This is a genomic window from Curtobacterium sp. MCLR17_058, from assembly GCF_003234705.2.
GTDB classification, from domain to species: domain Bacteria; phylum Actinomycetota; class Actinomycetes; order Actinomycetales; family Microbacteriaceae; genus Curtobacterium; species Curtobacterium flaccumfaciens.
This window is the reverse complement of record NZ_CP126262.1, coordinates 1,105,606-1,126,476: the sequence shown is the minus strand read 5'-3', so window position 1 is coordinate 1,126,476 and position 20,871 is coordinate 1,105,606. Positions and strand designations below refer to the sequence as shown.

Sequence of the window (20,871 nt, the reverse complement as noted above, 5' to 3'; positions counted from 1 at the left end):
CCGTCCCCGCTGCCCCTACGCTCGGGATCGATGAGCGAGCACGAGAGCAGCAGGGCGCGCCGCGACGCCGCACGGGAACGTGCGCGAGCGGCACGGGCGGCAGAGCAGTCTCGACGCCGGCGCCTCCGCACACTCGGCATCAGCGGGATCATCGTCGCGGGCCTCGCGGTGGTCGCGGTGGTCGTCCTGGTGCTCGCGAACTCCGTGCAGCCCGCCGGGCCGGGTCCACGGAACACGGCGAGCGACGGCGTCCTGCTCACCGGGGTGCGCGGCAGGATCGTGCCCGTCGAGACGCGAGCGGTGCCCGACGGCGGGACCCCGACGCCGACCGCGCAGGACGGCTCGAAGACCGCGATCACGATCTACGCGGACTACATGTGCCCGTACTGCAACCAGTTCGAGACGGCCCAGATGCCCCGGATCCGACAGTGGGTCGAGGACGGAACCGCCACCCTCGAGCTGCATCCGCTCGGGCTGCTCGACCGCGTGTCGCTCGGATCGCGGTACTCGACCCGCTCCGCTGCGGCTGCCGCGTGCGTCGCGGACCACGACCCGGACGCGTTCCTGGCCTTCAACAGCTCGCTCTACGACCACCAGCCGTCGGAGAGCACGCGCGGACTCACGAACGACGAGCTGGCGTCCCTCGCGCACGAGGCCGGGGCGACTGACCCGGCCGTGACAGCGTGCATCACCCGGCAGGACTTCGCCGGGTGGGTCGCCGACGCCACGAACCGGGCGATGAACGACCCGGTGCCGAACTCGTCGCTCGACGGGATCACGAGCACGCCGACGATCATCGTCGACGGCGCGCAGTACAACGCGGACGGCGCAGCGTCCCTCGCCGACGTCGACGCGTTCGCGGCCTTCGTCCGGGAGCACGGCAGGGCGTCCTAGCCTTCTCCGCACACGGCGAACGGCCCCCGCTCCCGGATGGGAGCGAGGGCCGTCGGTCGTTCGGGGCGTGCTACTTCGCCGCGGCGTCGATCGCGGTGATGACGGTGCTCAGGTCGTCCAGGCGCTTGCCGTCGACGACGATCGTCGGCGTGCCGAAGCCCTGCGTGCCCGCGAGCGCCTTGTTCGTGGTGACGGCCTGCGTCGACTTCGTCACCCAGCCCTTGAACTGCTCGGACGACAGGCACTCGGACAGGTCCGAACCGGTCGCGCCGCCCGCCTTGACGAGCTTCGCGATCTCGGAGTTGGTCAGGCCCTTGGTGCCCTCCGCCGGCTGGTTCTCGAAGAACTGCGTCTGCACGTCGAGGAACTTGTCCGGCGCGTAGTTCGCCACGCACATGGCGGCGTTCGCGGCACGGCTGGCGTAGCGGGAGCCCGCGTAGCTGCGGTCGAGGATCGACACCGGCTGGATCGCCAGGGTCGCGTCGCCAGACTTCACCTTGTCGAGGATCTGGTCGGAGTAGGCCGCCTCGAACTGCTTGCAGACCGGGCAGGCCCAGTCCACGTACTCGGTGACCGTCACGGCGCCGTCGCTGTTCGCCGTCGGGACCGGCGAGGCCGAGCCCGTCGCGGAGACGGCCGGCGTGGTCACCGGGGTGACCTTGCCGTCCTGGCCGGTGAACTGGATCGCGCCGGTGGCCATGTTCTTCGGCCCGGCTGCGGACACCACGGGCGCGTTGTTCACGTTCACCGCGACGATCGCGATGATCGCGGCGACCGCCAGGATGCCCAGACCGATGCCGCCCTGCAGGAACCACTTGTTGCGGCGCTTGCGGCGCTTCTCGGCGTCGGCGCGCTGCCGTGCGACCTCTCGGGCGTGCTGACGCCGCTCGTTCTTGGTGGGTCGGTCGTTGTTCGTCACGTCGTCCCCGTCGCTCAGGCGAACCAGAGCGCGAGCTCGCGCGCGGCCGACTCGGGGCTGTCCGAACCGTGGACCAGGTTCTGCTGCACCTTGAGGCCCCAGTCGCGGCCGAGGTCACCACGGATGGTGCCAGGCGCGGCCGAGGTCGGGTCGGTGGTGCCGGCGAGCGAGCGGAAGCCCGCGATCGCACCGTTGCCGGCGACGCGCACGGCGACGACGGGACCGGACTGCATGAACTCGACGAGCGGCTCGAAGAACGGCTTGCCCTGGTGCTCCTCGTAGTGCGCGTCGAGCAGGTCACGCGGCGCGGTGAGCATCTTCAGGTCGACGAGCTCGTAGCCCTTCGCCTCGATCCGGCGGAGGATCTCACCGGTCAGCTGGCGGGCGACGCCGTCGGGCTTGACGAGGACGAGGGTCTCTTCGAAGTCGGACACGCAGTACTCCCTGTGTTCGGGGTCGAATGTGGTGGTCAGTCCTCGCCCATGGCCGCTCGGCGCGCGGCGTTCTGACGGTCCAGTTGACCGCCCTTGACGAAGCAGAAGACCCACAGCGCCAGGAACACCACGGCGACCGCGAACATGAACGGTTCGATGAACCCGGTGGCGAGGATGGCCGCCTGCAGCAGCCACCCGAACCATACACCGGCCCGGTTGCCCGTCAGACGTGAGGCAGCTGCGAGGACGATGATCGCGCCGATGCCCCCGCCGAAGGCCGCTGCGGGCGGCAGCGTGCCCTTGCCGAAGACGACGAGCATGGGGAAGAAGAACATGATCGCCTCGAGCACGAGCGTGATCGAGAGCAGGCTCTCCTGCGCCCCGCGTTCGCGGCGCGGCTTCCGGGTGCGCGGTGCGCGGCCCGGCCGGGAGGCCCGTGGTGCGTCCGTCACTTCGCCTCGCCTTCGCGGTGCACGAGGTCCATGACCGCGCCCACCATCACGATGGAGCCCGCGACGAGCACGAGGGCGTCCTCGGCGTCGGCCTCGTCGGCCAGGCTGCGCGCTTCCTGCAGTGCGGACGCCAGGGACGGCTCGACGACGACGCGGTCCTCGCCGACCTCGTCGACGACGACCCGGGCGAACTCGTCCGCGTCGAGCGCACGCTCCCCCGGCGGCTGCGTCACGACGAACGTGGCGACGGTGTCCTTGAGCGCGCGGACGAACCCGCGGGCGTCCTTGTCGCCGAGGATCCCGACGACGCCGACGACGTGCTCGGACGGGAACGCGACCGGCAGGGCCTCGGCCAGGGCCTTCGCACCGTGCGGGTTGTGCGCGGCGTCGACGACGACGGTCGGGTCGGTCGCGATGGGCTGCAGGCGACCGGGGCTGGTCGTGCCGGCGATGCCCTCGGACAGGACGTCCTCGTCGAGGGCCTGGGCCCCGCGGCCGAGGAACGACTCGACCGCCGCGATGGCCACGGCGGCGTTCTCGGCCTGGTGCCGGCCGAACAGCGGCAGGAACAGGTCGTCGTAGCGGCCGGCGATGCCCTGCACGGTGATGAGCTGTCCGCCCACGGCCGGGGTGACGTCGACGACACTGAATCCCTGCGAGCTCGGCCTGCCCGCCGCTTCGCGACGGTCAGGTACCGGCTCGAAGGGGCCCACCGTGCCCTCCACGGCCAGGGTGGACTCGGTGAGCTCGGCGGCACGCTCGAGTTCGGCGAGGGCCTCGGGGACCTGCCGGCTCGAGACCACGGCGGACGACGGCTTGACGATGCCCGACTTGGTGCGGGCGATCCCGGCCACGGTGGCACCGAGCTGCTTCGCGTGGTCGATGGCGATCGGCGTGAACACCGACACCTGGCTCTGCACGACGTTGGTGGAGTCCCACTCGCCGCCCATGCCGACCTCGATCACGGCGACGTCCACCGGCGCCTCGGCGAAGCACGCCAGGGCGAGGACCGTGAGCGCCTCGAAGAAGGTCAGCGGGAGTTCGCCCTTGTCGGCGAGCTCGCGGTCGGTGATCTCGAGCACCGGGGCGATGTCGTCCCAGTTCTCGACGAACCGGTCCGCCGCGATCGGCTGACCGTCGACCACGATGCGCTCCCGGATCGACACCAGGTGCGGGCTCGTCATCAGACCGGTCCGCAGACCGTGGGCCCGGACGATGCTCTCGATGGTGCGCGCGGTCGACGTCTTGCCGTTCGTGCCCGTCACGTGGATCACCGGGTACGCCAGGTGCGGGTCGCCGAGCAGCTCGACGGCGCGGCGCGTGGCGGTCAGCCGGCGCTCGGGGGCCTGTTCGCCGATGCGGGCGTACAGGGCGGCCTCGACGCGGCGGACCTCGTCGTCGTCGCCGCCGTAGGGCACGGCGTCGGCCGGAGCGTCGCCGGAGGGGCCGACCGGGATCCGGATGCCGTCCGCGTCGCGCCCATCAACACCGTGACCGTCGAGCTCGTCGTGTCCGACGAACTCCTCGTTCGCCTCGTGGTCGTCGTACTGGTCGTGGTCACTCATGCGCGTGCTACCTCCACGGATACCTTCGCACCGTCACCGACGTCGGTGGTGGTGTCGTCCGCCCCGAGGGGCACGACTTCGACGCTCGTCGCCAGGGTCTCCCCGGCGATGAGCTCCTGGTGCGCGCGGACCGCGCCGTCGGCCGTGTCGTCCACCCGGAGGGTCAGGGCGATGCGGTCACTGACGTCGAGGTCGGCGTCGCGGCGGGCCTGCTGGACGGCGCGGACGACGTCGCGGGCGAGCCCCTCGGCCTCGAGCTCGGGCGTCGTCACGGTGTCGAGCACGACGAAGCCGCCCTCGTCGAGGAACGCCACGGCCACCGAAGAGTCGGCCACGGTGAGGTCGAGCGAGTACTCGCCCTCGATCAGGTCGACGCCGCCGACGGTCACGCCGGAGTCGGTCGCGGTCCAGTCGCCCTTCTTGGCGGCCGGGATCACCTGCTGCACCTGCTTGCCGATGCGGGGGCCGGCGACGCGGGCGTTCACGGTGAGCTTCCGCTCGATGCCGTACTGCGCCAGCGACTCTTCCGCCTGGGCCTCGAGCACCACGCGCTTGACGTTGAGCTCGTCGCGCAGGATGTCGGCGAACGGTTCGACCGCGGCCGGGTCCGGCACCACCAGGGTCAGCGTGGCCAGGGGCAGGCGGACGCGCTTGCCGGTGGCCTTGCGGAGCGCCAGTCCCTTCGAGGCGACGTCGCGCACGCGGTCCATCGCGTCGACGAGGGCGTCGTCGGCGGGGAACTCGTCGGGGTCCGGGAAGTCCGTCAGGTGGACGCTGCGTCCGCCGGTCAGGCCCTTCCAGATCTCCTCGGTGACGAGCGGCGCGAGCGGGGCGGCGACCCGGGTCAGGGTCTCGAGCACGGTGTACAGCGTGTCGAACGCCGCACGGGTCTCGACACCGGCGTCCGCGTCGGCCCCGGTCCAGAACTTGTCGCGCGAGCGGCGGACGTACCAGTTCGTGAGCACGTCGGCGAAGTCGCGGACGGCCTGGGCCGCGAGCGGGGTGTCGAGCGCGTCGAGGTGTGTCCGGACGTCGGTGACGAGGACCCGGGTCTTCGCGAGCAGGTACCGGTCGAGCACGTCGGTCGAGTCGGTCCGGCGCTGGGCCCGGTACCCGTCGGGGCCCGAGGCGTTCGCGTACAGGGTGAAGAAGTAGTACGTCGACCACAGCGGCAGCATGAACTCGCGGACGCCCTGGCGGATGCCCTCCTCGGTGACGACGAGGTTGCCGCCGCGGATCACCGACGAGGACATCAGGAACCAGCGCATGGCGTCGGCGCCGTCACGGTCGAAGACCTCGGAGACGTCCGGGTAGTTCCGGAGCGACTTCGACATCTTCTGGCCGTCCGAGCCGAGGACGATGCCGTGGCTGATGACGTTCTGGAACGCCGGCCGGTCGAACAGCGCGGTGGAGAGCACGTGCATGACGTAGAACCAGCCGCGCGTCTGCCCGATGTACTCGACGATGAAGTCGGCCGGGCTGTGCGACTCGAACCACTCGCGGTTCTCGAACGGGTAGTGCACCTGGGCGTACGGCATCGAGCCGGAGTCGAACCACACGTCGAACACGTCGGTGATCCGGCGCATCGTCGAGTTGCCCGTCGGGTCGTCGGGGTTCGGCCGCGTCAGGTCGTCGATGAACGGCCGGTGCAGGTCGACTTCACCGTCGGCGTTCACCGGCAGGCGACCGAAGTCGCGCTCGATGTCGGCGAGCGAGCCGTACACGTCGGTGCGCGGGTACTCGGGGTCGTCGGACTGCCACACCGGGATCGGCGTGCCGAAGTAACGGTTGCGCGAGACCGACCAGTCGATGGCGTTGCCCACCCACTTCCCGAACTGGCCGTCTTTGACGTTGTCCGGCACCCAGTTGATGTCCTGGTTGAGCTGGCCCATGCGGTCGCGGAGCTCGGTGACGCGGACGAACCACGACGAGACGGCCTTGTAGATGAGGGGCTTCCGGCACCGCCAGCAGTGCGGGTAGCTGTGCTCGTAGGACGCCTGGCGGAGCAGTCGCCCGGCGTCGCGGACCGCCTTGGTCAGCGGCTTGTTCGCGTCCGACCAGAGCATGCCGGCGACCTCGCCGAACTGCGACGTGAAGACGCCGCCCTCGTCGAGGGACAGCACGACGGGGATGCCGGCGGCGGCGCAGACCTCCTGGTCGTCGGCACCGTAGGCCGGGGCCTGGTGCACGATGCCGGTGCCCTCACCGGTCTCGACGTACTCGGCGACCAGTACTCGCCAAGCGTTCTCGTACCCTTCCTGGTCGGCTAGGAAGTCGAACAGCCGCTCGTACTCGACGCCGTCGAGCTCGGCGCCCGTCAGGGTGCGCGCGACGGCGGCGAGCGCCTCGTCACCCGAGGCGTAGCCGAGCTCCTTCGCGTGCGCGGCCACGGTGTCGGACGCGAGCAGGTAGGAGACGGAACCGGCGTCGGCACCGTCAGCCGCGCCTCCAGGCCCTGCCGGGACGACCGCGTACGCGATCTCCGGACCGACCGCGAGCGCGGCGTTCGTGGGGAGGGTCCAGGGGGTCGTCGTCCAGGCGAGCGCCCGCACACCGGTCAGGTCGAGCGCGGCAGCGCGGTCGCCGTGCAGCGGGAACGAGACGGTGACGGACTGGTCCTGGCGCATCTTGTAGACGTCGTCGTCCATGCGCAGCTCGTGGTTGGACAGCGGTGTCTGGTCGTTCCAGCAGTACGGCAGGACCCGGAAGCCCTCGTACGCCAGGCCCTTGTCCCAGAGCTGCTTCCACGCCCAGAGCACGCTCTCCATGAAGGTGACGTCGAGGGTCTTGTAGTCGTCCTCGAAGTCGACCCAGCGCGCTTGACGGGTGACGTACTCCTGCCACTCGTCGGTGTACTGCAGCACCGACTTCTTGGCGGCGGCGTTGAAGACGTCGATGCCCATGGCGTCGATCTCGTGCTTCTCGGTGATGCCGAGCTGGCGCATCGCCTCGAGCTCGGCGGGCAGGCCGTGGGTGTCCCAGCCGAAGCGGCGGTGCACCTGCTTGCCGCGCATGGTCTGGTAGCGCGGGAAGACGTCCTTGGCGTAGCCGGTCAGCAGGTGCCCGTAGTGCGGCAGGCCGTTGGCGAAGGGCGGGCCGTCGTAGAAGGTCCACTCCGGGCAGCCCTGTCGCGCGTCGATGGACGCCTGGAACGTGTCGTCGCGCTTCCAGAAGGCGAGGATGCCCCGCTCGACGGCGGGGAAGCTCGGCGAGGGGACGACGCCATCGGCATCGGCGTTCAACGGGTACGGCACCGGGACTCCTTGTGGGTTCGCTCGATCTCCACGAGGACGGAAACAGGTTCCGCGGTACCACCTCGTTTGCCGCCCAACGTGCGCTGTGCGACCACTCTGTGTCGGGGGTGGTGACGGTCCCGAACCCGCCCGGTTCTACTGACGGAGCCGCTGGTGCGCTCCGCGTTCTTCCGGAAGCTCCCCGGTGATGGCCGGATCGACGCTCTTGGAACACGACTTTACCGGACGGGAGCATGCTTGAGTGATGCCCGCAGAAGAACGTCCCGAGTCACTCGTCACCGTCCTGATCGCGTTCGGGGCGAACCTGCTCGTCGCGATCGCGAAGACGATCGCCTCGCTCGTCTCGGGTTCGGCCTCGATGGTGGCCGAGGCGGCGCACTCGTGGGCGGACACCGGCAACGAGGTGTTCCTGCTCGTCGCGGAACGACGGGGCGGCAAGAAGCGGGACACCGCGCACCCGCTCGGGTACGGACGCGAGACGTACATCTGGTCGATGTTCGCCGCGTTCGGCCTGTTCACGGCCGGTGCGATCGTGTCGATCTACCACGGCATCTCGGAGTTCGGGGACACCGGGCCAGCCGAGGACGTCGTGCTCAACTACGTCGTGCTCGGGGTCGCGTTCCTGCTCGAGGGCACGAGCTTCCTGCAGGCGTACCGGCAGGCGCACGGTGCCGCGACGAAGCGCAAGGTCCCGGTGCTGCGGCACGTGCTGCAGTCGTCGAACCCGACGCTCCGTGCGGTGTTCGCCGAGGACGCGGCGGCGCTGATCGGCCTGGTCGTGGCGTTCCTCGGGGTGTTCCTGCACCAGGTCACCGGGCTGGCGGTCTTCGACGCGCTCGGCTCCATCGCGATCGGTGTGCTGCTCGGGGTCGTGGCGATCGTCCTGATCGACCGCAACCGCCGGTTCCTGCTCGGCGAGAGCACGTCCCCGGAGCTCGAGAACGCGGTGCTCGTCGAGCTGCTGGGCCGGTCGCAGGTCGAGCGGGTCACCTACCTGCACCTGGAGTTCGTGGGGCCGTCGCGGGTGTACCTCGTCGCGGCCGTCGACCTGACGGGCAACGAGACCGAGGAGCACGTGGCGGTGCGGTTGCGCGACGTCGAGCAGTCGCTCGAGGACAGCCCGTACATCGAGGAGGCCGTCCTCACCCTGAGCTACCCGGGCGACGAGTCGCTGGTGCCGACCGACGGCGACGTGCCCGAGGTGGTCCGGGACGGGACGGCTTCGGACGTGGCGTCCGGTGGCGCGGGGACCCTGCGCACGGAGTGAGCGACTGGGCGCGCGGGTGGGTGTCGGGCTGGTGTCGCAGGACGCCGGCGTGTCAGCAAGACGCCGCCATGTGCTCGAGACGCCGCTGGATAAGGCGGCGTCTCGCCGTCGAGGCGGCGTCGCGCGAAGACGCCGGCGCGTCAACGGGCGTCGAGGCCCGCGACCACCGGGGTGAGCGCCGCCGCGACGTACTCGACGAGCGCACGGCGGCCGACCCCGTCGGTGACCCACACCCCGAACGCCGCGGCGGCGGCACCGAGCATCGCGCCGGACACCGTCTGCGGCCAGAGTGAGCGCGGCTGCTCCCCCGTGCGGCCCGCGACGAAGGCGGCGACGGCCTCGTGCTGCGCCGTCACCCGGACCGCGACGCCCGCCACCAGCTCGGGCCCGATGCCCATCACCTCGGCCTGCGCGACGGCCCACGGCACCCGCTCGGGGTCGTGGGCACGGGCTGCTGCGAGCAGCGCCTGTTCGACGGCCCGCACGACGCTCGGCTCGGTCGAGGCGGCGAGGTACCCGGGCAGCCCGGCGACGGCGGCGTCGAGTTCGAGCCACATCACGTCGGCCTTCGCCGGGAAGTAGTTGAAGAACGTCGCACGGCTGACCCCGGCGCGGGCGGCGATCTGGTCGACCGTGGTGCGTCCGTACCCCTGCTCGAGGAAGAGCTCGGCGGCGGCGTCCGCGAGCACCTCGGCGCTCGAGCGTCGGGGTCGGCCACCGCGGCGGATCGGTTCGTCCATGGGCCCCAGTAAACCGCTAGACTCGTTCAGCCATGATCTTGGACTCAGTACAGAAAACCCTCACCGCCGTCGCGGGCGCCTCGGCGGTCCTGCTCGTCCTGGCTGCCTGCAGCGGACCGGGCACGAGCACCGGGAGCAGCACCCCGGTCGCGGGCGGCACGCTCACCTACGCCTCCGGCGACGCCGAACCGACCTGCCTCGACCCGCACGTCGGCGGCAACTACCCGCAGGCACTCCTGGCGACGCAGTACATCGAGGAGCTCGTCGGGCTCGAGGACGGCAAGCCCACGCCGGAGCTCGCGACGAAGTGGAGCACGAGCGACGACGGGAAGACCCTGACGTTCACCCTGCGTGACGACGTCTCCTTCACCGACGGCACCCCGTTCGACGCCGCCGCGGTCGTCGCGAACATCGAGCACGTGCAGGACCCGGCCACCGCCTCGAGCACCGGCTACCTGGCGCTGCAGTCCATCACGAAGGCGACCGCCACCGACGAGCACACCGTCACGCTGACGCTGAGCCGACCGGACAGCGCGCTGCTCGAGTCCTTCTCGCAGCCCTGGGTGGGCATGGAGTCCCCGAAGGCGCTCGAACGGAAGCAGGCGACGAACTGCGAGTCCCCCGTCGGCACCGGCCCCTTCGAGGTCACCGGTTGGAAGCACGGCGACCGCGTCACCCTGACGAAGAACGCCGACTACTGGGGCGCGACGAAGCCGCGCCTGTCCGGCATCACGTGGCGGTTCCTGCCGGACTCGACCTCGCGCTACGCCGCGCTGCAGTCCGGCCAGGTCGACGTGATCGACAACGCCCAGCCCGACCAGCTCAAGGCCGCGTCGGCGAAGGGCGCCATCCGCGACCTCGATGCCCCGCGCCCCGGCGCCTCGAACCGGCTCGAGCTGAACTCCGGGCACGGGGTGTTCCGCGACGAGGCGGTGCGCCAGGCCTTCATCGCCGGTGCCGAGATCGACCCCGGCCTGCAGTCGCTGTTCCTCAGCACCGCGAAGCGCTCGTACTCGGTGCTCTCGAGCGCTGAGCCGCTCGCGTACTCGGAGAAGAGCCGGTTCGACTACTCCCCCACCAAGGCCAAGCAGCTCCTCGACGACGCCGGGTGGAAGGTCGGGTCGGACGGCATCCGCGAGAAGGACGGCCAGCAGCTCACCGTGACGTTCCCCGTCTCGACGAACCAGTCGGTGCCGGCCGAGCGCAGCCTGTTCCAGCAGATCCAGGCGTCCGAGAAGGCCGTCGGGTTCAAGGTCGTGCTCGACGAACTCGACCTGTCCAGCTGGTACGCCGCCCTCGCCGCGAACGAGTACGACGTCGTCAGCGCCCCGTACACGAAGGTCGGTCCCGACGTCCTGCGCATCCTGTACGACAGCGCGAGCATCGAACCCGCACCGTCCGGCTACTTCGCGAACCTCGCCCAGCTCGACGACCCCGCCGTCGACCGGCTGCTCGAGCAGGCCGCCCGCACCTCGGACGCCGACGACCGCGCCGACCTGTACGAGCAGGCGCAGAAGGCGATCCTGGCGAGCGACACGGTGCTCCCCCTGTACGACCAGCAGAACCACTTCCTGGTGCGCTCAGCCGTGCACGGCATCCGGACCACCCCGGTCTCGACGCCGTGGTTCGGCACCGCCTGGATCGACCGCTGACACGGATGCGATGGTTCTGGTGGGCCGTCCGGCGGCTCGCCGGGGGCATCGGTGTGCTCTGGGCCGTCGCGACGATCGTCTTCGTCGCGATCCGGCTCATCCCCGGTGACCCGGCGCTCGCGATCCTCGGCGGACCGGGCTCGCAGGCCTCGGCCGAGGCCGTCGCCCAGGTCCGCCACGAGTACGGCCTCGACCAGCCGGTCCTGGTGCAGTACGCGGTGTTCCTCGGACGCCTGGCAACCGGGCAGCTCGGCGACTCGTACGCCTTCCGCACCCCGGTCGCGACGCTCCTCGCCCAGCAGCTGCCCGTCACGCTGACGCTCGCTGTCGCCGGCCTCGTCGTCGCCTGGGTGCTGGCGATCGTCGCCGCGTGGGCCTCGACGCAGCGCGGCCGGATCGCCGCCGGGCTCACCAGTGCCCTGAGCGTCACCGCGAGCGTGATGCCGCACTTCTGGCTCGGCAGCGTGCTCATCGTGGTGTTCGCCACGTCCCTGGGGTGGGTGCCGGCGGTCAGTGACGGCACCGCTCGCGGCTGGGTGCTCCCGGTGCTGACCGTGGCCGTGCCGGTCGCCGGGTACCTGGCCGAGACCGTGCGCGACGGCGTGGTCGACGCACAGCGCTCGGCCTTCGCACTCGCCGCCCGGGGTCGGGGCGAGACCCGCCTCGGCCTGTTCGGACGGCACCTGCTCCGGCACGCCGCCCTGCCCGGGATCGCGCTGTCCGCGTGGGCCTTCGGGTCGCTCGTCTCCGGGGCCGTGGTCGTGGAGTCCGTGTTCGCCCTGCCCGGCATCGGCCGTGCCCTGGTCACCGCGGTCACCCAGCGGGACATGCCGCTCGTCGCCGGCATCGCGATGGTGTCGGCGGCCGCGTACGTCGTCGTGCTCGCGGTGGCCGACCTGGTCGAGCGTGCCGTCGACCCGCGCAGCACCGCACGGAACGCGGCCTTGCGCCCCGGTGCTGCGCGACGCCGTGGGCCCGGCCGTCCGGCGGACGCGCGGTGAGCGGGATCGCCGACCCGGGCCTCCAGACCGGAGCGCCCGGCGACCAGACCGCCGCCGGCACCGAGCGCGTCCGTGGGGGGACGCTCGGCGCCGGCGGCATCGCCGCGGGGGTGGTCGTCCTGGTCGCCGTCGTGGCGGCGGTGTGGCCCGCCCTGCTCGGCGGCGGGGACCCGCTCGCGGTGCACCCCGCAGATGCCCTGGCCGCGCCGAGCGGTGCGCACCCGTTCGGCACCGACGAGTCCGGACGCGACGTCCTGGCGCGGGTGGTCGCGGGGACCCGGGCATCGCTCGTCGTCGGCGTCGCCGCGACCCTGATCGGCGGCGGCGTGGGCGTCCTGCTCGGCGTCGTCGCCGGGCTCGGTGCCGGGGCCGGACGGCTCGGACGCCTGGTCGACGCCGTCATCGGCCGCGTCACCGAGGTCGCCTTCGCCCTGCCGCTGCTGCTCGTCGCCCTGGTCGTCATCGCCGTGACCGGTCCGGGTCCGGTGCCGGCGGTGCTCGCGGTCGGGTTCGCGACCGCTCCCGGCTACGCCCGGATCGTGCGCGGCCTGGTCCGGGCCGCCCGGAGTTCGCAGGTGGTCGAGACGGCGGTGCTGCTCGGCCGCTCCCCCGTCCGCACCGTGGTCCGGCACGTGCTGCCGACGGCGCTGTGGCCCGTCGTCGCCGTCGCCACGCTCGGGGTCGGGCAGGCGGTCGTGTGGGCCTCGGCGCTGAGCTACCTCGGGGTCGGCACACCCCCGCCCGCGCCGGAGTGGGGCGCGATGCTCGCCGACGGTCGCACCTACCTGCAGACCGCGCCGTGGATGAGCACCTTCCCCGGACTCGCGATCGTGGTGCTCGCGACCGCCGTCACCGTGCTCGGCCGGGCGATCCGACGGACCGGGGCCGCGCGGTGAGCGCCGTCCTCGACGTCCGCGGGCTCACCGTCGCCATCGGCGGCACCCCGATCGTGCACGGTGTCGACCTGCGCGTCGACGCCGGCGAGTGCGTCGCCCTGGTCGGGGCGTCCGGCTCCGGCAAGACCGTCACCGCCCGCGCCGTGCTCGGTCTGTCCGCGCCCGGCGCCGCCGTGCACGCCGACGTGTTCACGGTCGACGGCGTCGACGTCGGCGGGTACACGGACCGGCGGTGGCGTCGGCTGCGGGGATCGCGGGTCGGCTACGTCGGCCAGGAGGCCCTGGGCGCGCTGGACCCGCTGCGCCCCGTCGGGCGCGAGGTCGCCGACAGCCTCCGCCTGCACACCGCGATGCGTGCGGCCGAGCGCACGGACGCCGTGCGCGACGCCCTGGCCGCGGTGGGCCTCGACCCGGACATCGGGACCGACGGCCGGCTCGCCGGGACACTGTCGGGCGGGATGCGACAGCGGGCCCTCATCGCCGCGGCGACCGTCGGGTCCCCCGCGCTGCTGGTCGCCGACGAACCGACGACGGCGCTCGACGCCGGGGTCGCCGTCACCGTGATGGAACAGCTGCGGGCCGCGCAGGCCCGGGGTGCCGGACTGCTCGTCATCACGCACGACCTGGGGCTCGTCGCGGGGTGGGCCGACCGGGTCGCCGTCGTGCACGAGGGCCGGATCGTCGAGCAGGGCCCGGTCGCCGAGGTCTTCGCGGCGCCGCACCACCCCGCGACCCGGGCGCTGGTGCGCGCGGCCGGCGCTGCTGCGGCGGCTGCGCCGGAGCCGGAGCCGGAGCCGGAGGCGGAGGCGGAGGCGGAGGCGGAGCACGGTGCCGATCTTGCCGATCGGTGCGAGGTCGATGGCTCCGTGCAGCCGTCGGACGATGCACCGAGCGGCCAACCTCGCACCGACCGCACGACTCCGCACCGTGCGCCGATCGGCAGCCGCGGCACCGAGCGGGCAACCTCGCACTGTGCGAGGGACGTGCTCGCGGCGCAGGGGCTCTCGCGGAAGTACGGCGGGGTGCTCGCAGTGGACGACGTGTCGTTCGGGCTCGAACGCGGCCGAGTGCTCGGGGTGATCGGCGCCTCGGGCTCGGGCAAGACGACGCTGGCGCGGATGCTCCTCGGGCTCGAGACACCCGACGCCGGCACGGTCACGCTCGACGACGAACCGTGGGTCCCGCTGCCCGAGCGCGAGCGACGCCCCCGACGGCACCGGCTCGCGGCCGTCGTGCAGGACCCCGGCGCGACGTTCGACGAACGGTGGAACGTGGAGCGGGTCCTCGCCGACGCGTTCTCACGCGGTGACGAACGGCGGGCGCGCGGTGCGCTCGGCGAACGGGTCGACGCGGCACTGCGGCAGGTCGACCTCGACCCCGTGCTGCGGTCCCGCTCCCCCCGCACCCTGTCCGGCGGGCAACGACAGCGGCTCGCGATCGCCCGTGCGCTGGCGACCGACCCCGAGGTGATCGTGCTCGACGAGCCGGTGACCGCCCTCGACGCCACGGTGCAGGACGCCGTGCTGCGGCTCCTCGAACGGCTCCGCGACGAGACCGGCGTGGCGATGGTGTTCGTGTCGCACGACCTCCGGGCGGTCCGGCGGATGGCCGACGACGTCCTCGTGGTGCACCGCGGCGCGGTCGTCGAGCACGGCCCCGCCGCCGAGGTCTTCGCGCGCCCGGCGCACCCGGTGACCGCGCGGCTGCTGCACGCAGCGGAGCGGCTGGCAGCCGGCCCCGCAGCGGGGACCGCAGCCGACCTCACGGACTGAGCGACAGTCCACGCGCGCTCCTGCCCGTGGACTGTCGCTGCGCGCGTGACGTCACCGACGGCCCTGAACGGCCAGGAGGCCCGGGGCGCGTTCCGAGACGGAACGTGCACCGGGCCTCCTGGCCGGGTTGCCGCGGGGCGGCCCCGTGGTCAGGAACCGGAGGGTTCCTTCTGCGCTGCGTCGGCCGAGATGATCGGGATCTCGCTCGTCGAGAAGTCCTTCGCCCAGTCGGACTGCGCGAGCTCCGACGTCGGGTCGTTGTAGTCCTCGATGACGCCGGCGATCTCGTCCTCGGAGCCGACCGTCGGGCCGGAACCCATCAGCGGGCTCGCGGCGGTCTCCTTGGTGAAGTACACCGCGACCAGGCCGATCACGGCGGCGAGCATCAGGTAGAACGCGGGGATGTCCTCGGCCCAGCCGTACCCGGCGTCCTTCGCGGCGTTGATGAGCGCGGCGGTCGCGAGCGGGGTGGTCCCGCCGAAGAGCGACACGGACACGTTGAACGCGATCGCCAGGGCGCCGTAGCGGATGATCGTCGGGAACAGCGCGGGCAGCGTCGACGGCATGGTCGAGGTGAACGTGACCAGCACGACGCCGAGGATCAACAGGCCGGCGAAGACGCCGACACCGGTGCCGGTCTGGACCAGCTTGAGGGCCGGCCAGGACAGCAGGATGAAGCCGATGCAGCCGGCGGCGAGCACCGGACGGCGCCCGAACCTGTCGGACAGTCGACCGCCGAACGTGATGACGACCATCATGAGCAGCATCACGATGACGATGAGGATCAGGCCGAACGTGGCGTTCTGGCCGAGGTTCTGCTCGAGGTAGGTCGGCATGTACGACAGCAGCATGTAGTCGGTCACGTTGAAGACCAGGACCAGGCCGATGCAGATGATGAGCGAGCGCCAGTTCTCGGCGAAGAGCTTGAGGAACGGGGTCTTCTGGCCCTCGCGCTCGGCGGCCTGCTCCTGCTGCTTCTGGAACGCCGGGGTCTCCTCGAGCTTGAGGCGCAGGTAGAGGCCGATCAGGCCGAGGGGGCCCGCGACGATGAACGGGATGCGCCAGCCCCAGCTGAGCAGGGCGTCCTCGGACAGGCCGAACTGCAGGCCGGTGACGATCGAGGCGCCGAGCACGTAGCCGGCGAGGGTGCCGAACTCGAGCCACGAGCCCATGAAGCCGCGGCGCTTGTCGGGCGAGTACTCGGCGATGAAGGTCGCGGCGCCGCCGTACTCACCACCGGTCGAGAAGCCCTGCACGAAGCGGGCGACGAGCAGCAGGACCGGGGCCCAGAAGCCGATCGTGTCGTACGACGGGATCAGGCCGATCATGAGCGTGCCGGCGGCCATCAGGATCATCGTCAGCGCGAGGACCTTCTGTCGGCCGATCTTGTCGCCGATCGGGCCGAACACGGCACCGCCGATCGGGCGCACGATGAACGCTGCGGCGAAGAAGCCGAACGTGGCGACGATGTTCGCGGCCGGGTCGCCCTGCGGCAGGAACACCTGCGAGATGGTGACCGTCAGGTACGCGAAGATGCCGAAGTCGAACCACTCCATGGCGTTGCCGAGCGCGGCAGCCGCGACGGCACGCTTGAGCAGCGACTCCTCGACGACGGTGACGTCGTCCTTCGTCAGATCGCGACGAGCGCGCTTCGCGGCGCCCTTCGTGCGCAACGGCCGATCGCCGTGCGGGTGGGGTGCGTTGTTCGGTGCCAAGTCGTTCCTCCGGGGTGCGGTGCTTCCTTCGGGCGTCCGGCGGACGGCGACGTTGCAGCTCCTGCGAACCCTGCGCTCGCCGGACAAACCCAGGAAGACTAGCAGGCTCCGGGCGTGTCCGACAGTTCGGTGTGCTAGGCGCTGCTCGGTGATGGCCGCGTCCGACCGGTTCCTCCGCCTGCGTACGCGTGCGCGGCCGCTACGATTGGGGCACCGCGCGTCAGGCGCGGAACACTCAGGCACCTCATCACGGACTCGGTGCCGCACACACGTACGGAAGGCACACCCATGACCAAGCCCATGCCCGAGAAGCCGAGCGTCGACGGACTGGAGCAGGTCTGGGGGCCGGTCTGGGAGCAGGACGGCACCTACCGCTTCGACCGCGACGCCGCCGGTCACCGTGACGCCGTCTGGTCGATCGACACCCCGCCGCCCACCGCCTCCGGCTCGCTGCACATCGGGCACGTGTTCTCGTACACGCACACCGACCTCAAGGCCCGGTTCGAGCGCATGCGCGGCAAGCACGTCTTCTACCCGATGGGCTGGGACGACAACGGTCTGCCCACCGAGCGCCGTGTGCAGAACTACTACGGCGTCCGCTGCGACCCGACGCTGCCGTACGACCCCGAGTTCACGCCGCCGTTCGAGGGCGGGGACGGCAAGTCCTCGAAGGCCGCCGACCAGCTGCCCGTGTCGCGCCGCAACTTCATCGAGCTGTGCGAGCGCCTGACCGTGCAGGACGAGCAGCAGTTCGAGGAGCTCTTCCGCACGCTCGGCCTGTCGGTCGACTGGACCCAGTCGTACCGCACCATCGACGACACCTCGCGGGCCAGCGCCCAGCGCGCGTTCCTGCGCAACCTCGAGCGCGGCGAGGCCTACCAGGCCGACGCCCCGACCCTGTGGGACGTCACGTTCCGCACCGCGGTCGCACAGGCCGAGCTCGAGGACAAGGAGATGCCCGGCGCGTACCACGGCATCGCCTTCCACCGCACCGACGGCGGCGACGACGTCGTCATCCAGACCACCCGCCCCGAGCTCCTGCCGGCCTGCGTCGCCCTGGTCGCGCACCCGGACGACGAGCGGTTCCAGGACCTCTTCGGCACCACGGTCCGCTCCCCCCTGTTCGACGTCGAGGTCCCGGTGCTCGCACACCACCTGGCGCAGAAGGACAAGGGCGCCGGCATCGCGATGGTCTGCACCTTCGGTGACACCACCGACGTCGTGTGGTGGCGCGAGCTGCAGCTGCCGAACCGCGCGATCATCGGCTTCGACGGCCGCGTGCGCTCGGACGAACCCGCCTGGATCGGGTCCACGACGGGCCGGGAGCTCTACGCCGAGATGGCCGGCAAGACCGTGTTCTCGGCCAAGAAGGTCGTCGTCGACGCGCTGACCGAGTCCGGCGAGCTGATCGGTGACGTCAAGACCATCCAGCACCCGGTGAAGTTCTTCGAGAAGGGCGACAAGCCCCTCGAGATCGTGTCGACCCGCCAGTGGTACATCGTCAACGGTGCGCGCGACGAGCAGCTGAAGAGCACGCTCCGCCGGCGCGGCGAGGAGATCGCGTTCCACCCGGACTTCATGCGCGTGCGCTACGACAACTGGGTCGGTGGCCTGTCCGGCGACTGGCTCATCTCGCGCCAGCGCTTCTTCGGCGTGCCGCTGCCCGTCTGGTACCCGCTCGACGCCGACGGCAACCCGGTGTTCGACCAGCCGATCGTGCCGACCGAGGCACAGCTGCCCGTCGACCCGGCCTCCGAGCCCGCCCCCGGCTTCACCGAGGACCAGCGCGGCGTGCCCGGCGGGTTCCAGGGCGAACTCGACGTCATGGACACCTGGGCCACCTCGTCGCTCACCCCGCAGCTCGCGGGCAAGTGGGAGACCGACCCGGCGCTCTACGACCTGGTGTACCCGTACGACGTCCGCCCGCAGGCGCAGGACATCATCCGCACCTGGCTGTTCACGACTGTGCTCCGCAGCCAGCTCGAGGCCGACGTGGTGCCGTGGAAGCACGCCTCCATCTCCGGCTTCATCGTGGACCCCGACCGCAAGAAGATGTCGAAGTCGAAGGGCAACGTCGTCACGCCGCTGTCCATCCTCGAGCAGCACGGTGCCGACGCGGTCCGCTACTGGGCGGCCTCCTCCAAGCTCGGCACGGACGCGGCGTTCGACCCGCAGAACCCGAAGCAGATCAAGGTCGGCCGTCGTCTGGCGATCAAGGTGCTCAACGCGGCGAAGTTCGTCTACGGCTTCCCGCTGCCCGAGGGCGCCACGAGCGTCACCGAGGCGCTCGACGTCGACATGCTCGCCGAGCTCGGTGCGGTCGTCGAGCAGGCCACCGCGGCGTTCGACGGGTTCGACCACGCCCGTGCCCTCGAGATCACCGAGCGCTTCTTCTGGACGTTCTGCGACGACTACCTCGAGCTCGTGAAGGAGCGTGCCTACGGCACCGCGTCCGACGCGACGCACGAGACGCAGGCGAGCGCCGTCCTGGCGCTGCGCGGCGCGATCGACGTGCTGCTCCGCCTGCTGGCACCGTTCCTCCCGTACGCGACGGAAGAGGTGTGGGCCTGGACCCACGACACCAGCGTGCACCGGGCCTCCTGGCCAACCGCGGCCGACCTGCCCACCGACGCGGCCCCCACCGGGCTGCTCGCGGCCGTCGGACAGGCGCTCATCGGGATCCGCGGTGCGAAGACGGCGGCGAAGGCGTCCCAGAAGACGCCCGTGACGCGTGCGGTCGTCGCGGCACCCGCCGAGACGCGGGTGCTCATCGAGCGCGCGGCGGTCGACCTGGCGGCCGTCGGCCGCATCGAGAACCTGTCGTTCGTCGACGGCGACGAGCTCGCCGTCACCGAGATCGAGCTCGCGGAGCAGCAGGCGTAACGTCGGTTGTCCGGGCCGGGTCGCCTTGGTGACCCGGCCCGTCAACCACCGGACTGGAGGCACGGATGCAGTTGGGCACACGCTGGAACGTGAGTGGGGAGCCGCCTGCGCGACTGCCCGAGGCAATGGTCGTCGCCGTGCGCGGGGTCGAGGACGAGCTCGCGGCGGAGTCCGTCGACACGGGGACCTGGGGGTGGACCCTGACGTTCCTGGAGGGCAAGCCGATCGTCGAGCTCGACGACGGCACCTCGATCCACCTCGACGACGCCGGGCACGCCCAGGTGACGAACCCCGACGACGCAGGCGAAGAGGACTAGCGCGCGGCGAGCTGCGCGGCGCGCGGCGCGCTCTGCTCGCTGCGCGGCGCGCTTGGAGTGCAGAAATGGTCGGGTCCCCGGTGGGAACCCGACCATTTGTGCTCACGATGCGGGCGCCCCCGCCGGGGAGCGCCCGCGTGATCGCCGAGGGATCAGGACTCGGCGAGCCAGGTGCGCAGGACCTCGTTCACCTCGGCGGTGTGCGTGGTGAGCAGGCCGTGCGGGGCGCCCTCGATCTCGACGTACTCCGCCGCGGGCAGCGCCTGGGTGAAGCGTCGGCCGGTGGCGTCGATCGGGAGGATGTTGTCCGACGTACCGTGCACGATCAGGGCGGGGACGGTGACCTTCGGGATGTCCTGACGGAAGTCGGTCGGCCAGGTCAGGGGTGCGGCCGCGGACGCGATCGAGCCGGAGCCGGCCGCGATGTTCCAGGCGTTGCGGACCTGCTCCTCGGAGATGCGGGTGCCGAGGTTCTCCGACAGGTTGAAGAAGTCCTGGTAGAAGTTCGTGAAGTACGCGTAACGGTCCTTCGCCACGTCGGCGGCGATGCCCTCGAAGAACGACATCGGGCCAGCGCCGTCGGGGTTGTCGTCGGTGATCGCGAGGAACGGCTCGAGCGAGGCGAGGAACGCGACCTTCGCGATCCGGTCCTCACCGTGGCGGCCGATGTAGCGGGCGATCTCGCCGGTGCCCATCGAGAAGCCGACGAGGATCACGTCGCGCAGGTCGAGGGTCGTCAGGACCGTGTGCAGGTCGTCGGCGAAGGTGTCGTAGTCGTAGCCGGTGGACGGCTGGGAGGACTGGCCGAAGCCGCGGCGGTCGTACGTGATGACGCGGTAGCCGGCCTCGAGGAGCATCGGGACCTGCCCCTCCCACGAGTTGCCGTCGAGGGGGAAGCCGTGGATCAGCACGATCGGCTGCCCCTGGCCCTTGTCCTCGTAGTGGAGTTCGATGTCGACGCTGTTCTCGGTTCCGACGGTGATGGCACCCATGATCGTTCCTTCCCTGAGTATCGCGGAGAACGATCGTTCTCCGCCGATGTGGACTACAGTAGAGAACGCCCGTTCCCGGCGCAAGTCGAGAACGGTGAACACTCAGGGAACGGGGTAC

16 protein-coding genes are annotated in these 20,871 nt (G+C 71.3%); 8 read left to right on the top strand and 8 right to left on the bottom strand.

All coding sequences use genetic code 11. From position 1 onward, the window contains the following. Positions 1-30: 30 nt before the first annotated feature. A complete protein-coding gene (locus DEJ11_RS05380; protein ID WP_111102897.1) occupies positions 31-894 on the top strand; it encodes a DsbA family protein in 864 nt (287 codons plus the stop codon). A 70-nt stretch (positions 895-964) separates the two neighbouring features. Here DEJ11_RS05380 and DEJ11_RS05375 read toward each other — a convergent pair whose 3' ends face one another. From DEJ11_RS05375 to ileS, 5 genes are read right to left on the bottom strand one after another with little or no spacing between them, the layout of a single operon-like run. After that, positions 965-1,813, bottom strand: coding sequence for a DsbA family protein (locus DEJ11_RS05375; protein ID WP_111102895.1), 849 nt, complete (start codon positions 1,811-1,813; stop codon positions 965-967). Between the two features lie 14 nt (positions 1,814-1,827). Further along, on the bottom strand, positions 1,828-2,247 hold the full coding sequence (ndk, locus tag DEJ11_RS05370; protein ID WP_017885984.1) for a nucleoside-diphosphate kinase: 420 nt from the start codon (positions 2,245-2,247) through the stop codon (positions 1,828-1,830). Between the two features lie 35 nt (positions 2,248-2,282). After that, positions 2,283-2,699, bottom strand: coding sequence for a DUF4233 domain-containing protein (locus DEJ11_RS05365; RefSeq protein WP_051596525.1), 417 nt, complete (start codon positions 2,697-2,699; stop codon positions 2,283-2,285). Next, positions 2,696-4,264, bottom strand: coding sequence for a bifunctional folylpolyglutamate synthase/dihydrofolate synthase (locus DEJ11_RS05360; RefSeq protein WP_181440779.1), 1,569 nt, complete (start codon positions 4,262-4,264; stop codon positions 2,696-2,698). The genes DEJ11_RS05365 and DEJ11_RS05360 overlap by 4 nt, the downstream gene beginning before the upstream one ends. Then, complete coding sequence (gene ileS / locus DEJ11_RS05355; RefSeq protein ID WP_111102894.1) at positions 4,261-7,518, bottom strand: isoleucine--tRNA ligase; 3,258 nt, start codon at positions 7,516-7,518, stop codon at positions 4,261-4,263. The genes DEJ11_RS05360 and ileS overlap by 4 nt, the downstream gene beginning before the upstream one ends. 244 nt (positions 7,519-7,762) lie before the next feature. Here ileS and DEJ11_RS05350 point away from each other — a divergent pair, with 244 nt between their 5' ends. Continuing rightward, positions 7,763-8,785 (top strand): cation diffusion facilitator family transporter, encoded by a 1,023-nt coding sequence (locus DEJ11_RS05350; protein WP_111030530.1) that lies wholly within the window; start codon positions 7,763-7,765, stop codon positions 8,783-8,785. Between the two features lie 140 nt (positions 8,786-8,925). Here DEJ11_RS05350 and DEJ11_RS05345 read toward each other — a convergent pair whose 3' ends face one another. Continuing rightward, positions 8,926-9,525 carry an acyl-CoA-like ligand-binding transcription factor gene (locus tag DEJ11_RS05345; RefSeq protein WP_027464707.1) on the bottom strand — a complete coding sequence of 200 codons (600 nt, stop codon included), beginning with the start codon at positions 9,523-9,525 and terminating at the stop codon, positions 8,926-8,928. A gap of 32 nt (positions 9,526-9,557) precedes the next feature. Here DEJ11_RS05345 and DEJ11_RS05340 point away from each other — a divergent pair, with 32 nt between their 5' ends. The 4 genes from DEJ11_RS05340 to DEJ11_RS05325 are packed head-to-tail and all read left to right on the top strand — an operon-like array spanning position 9,558 to position 14,846. Continuing rightward, entirely contained in the window at positions 9,558-11,177 is a 1,620-nt protein-coding gene (locus tag DEJ11_RS05340; RefSeq protein ID WP_111102893.1) for an ABC transporter substrate-binding protein, read from the top strand. A gap of 5 nt (positions 11,178-11,182) precedes the next feature. Next, positions 11,183-12,178, top strand: coding sequence for an ABC transporter permease (locus DEJ11_RS05335; RefSeq protein WP_111102892.1), 996 nt, complete (start codon positions 11,183-11,185; stop codon positions 12,176-12,178). After that, a complete protein-coding gene (locus tag DEJ11_RS05330; RefSeq protein WP_111102891.1) occupies positions 12,175-13,074 on the top strand; it encodes an ABC transporter permease in 900 nt (299 codons plus the stop codon). The genes DEJ11_RS05335 and DEJ11_RS05330 overlap by 4 nt, the downstream gene beginning before the upstream one ends. Then, positions 13,071-14,846 (top strand): ABC transporter ATP-binding protein, encoded by a 1,776-nt coding sequence (locus DEJ11_RS05325; RefSeq protein WP_111102890.1) that lies wholly within the window; start codon positions 13,071-13,073, stop codon positions 14,844-14,846. The genes DEJ11_RS05330 and DEJ11_RS05325 overlap by 4 nt, the downstream gene beginning before the upstream one ends. Positions 14,847-14,995: 149 nt before the next feature. Here the strand turns inward: DEJ11_RS05325 and proP are convergent, their stop codons facing one another. After that, positions 14,996-16,561: a glycine betaine/L-proline transporter ProP gene (proP, locus tag DEJ11_RS05320; protein WP_232536609.1), complete on the bottom strand. Its 1,566-nt coding sequence runs from the start codon at positions 16,559-16,561 to the stop codon at positions 14,996-14,998. A gap of 288 nt (positions 16,562-16,849) precedes the next feature. Here proP and valS point away from each other — a divergent pair, with 288 nt between their 5' ends. Beyond that, a complete protein-coding gene (gene valS / locus DEJ11_RS05315; protein WP_258375290.1) occupies positions 16,850-19,444 on the top strand; it encodes a valine--tRNA ligase in 2,595 nt (864 codons plus the stop codon). 89 nt (positions 19,445-19,533) lie between these two features. Then, entirely contained in the window at positions 19,534-19,761 is a 228-nt protein-coding gene (locus DEJ11_RS05310; RefSeq protein ID WP_258375289.1) for a hypothetical protein, read from the top strand. Between the two features lie 152 nt (positions 19,762-19,913). On the opposite strand, the gene DEJ11_RS05305 is transcribed toward DEJ11_RS05310, so the two are convergent. Next, positions 19,914-20,753, bottom strand: a complete 840-nt coding sequence (locus DEJ11_RS05305; RefSeq protein WP_111030535.1) for an alpha/beta fold hydrolase — start codon at positions 20,751-20,753, stop codon at positions 19,914-19,916. Positions 20,754-20,871: the final 118 nt, after the last annotated feature.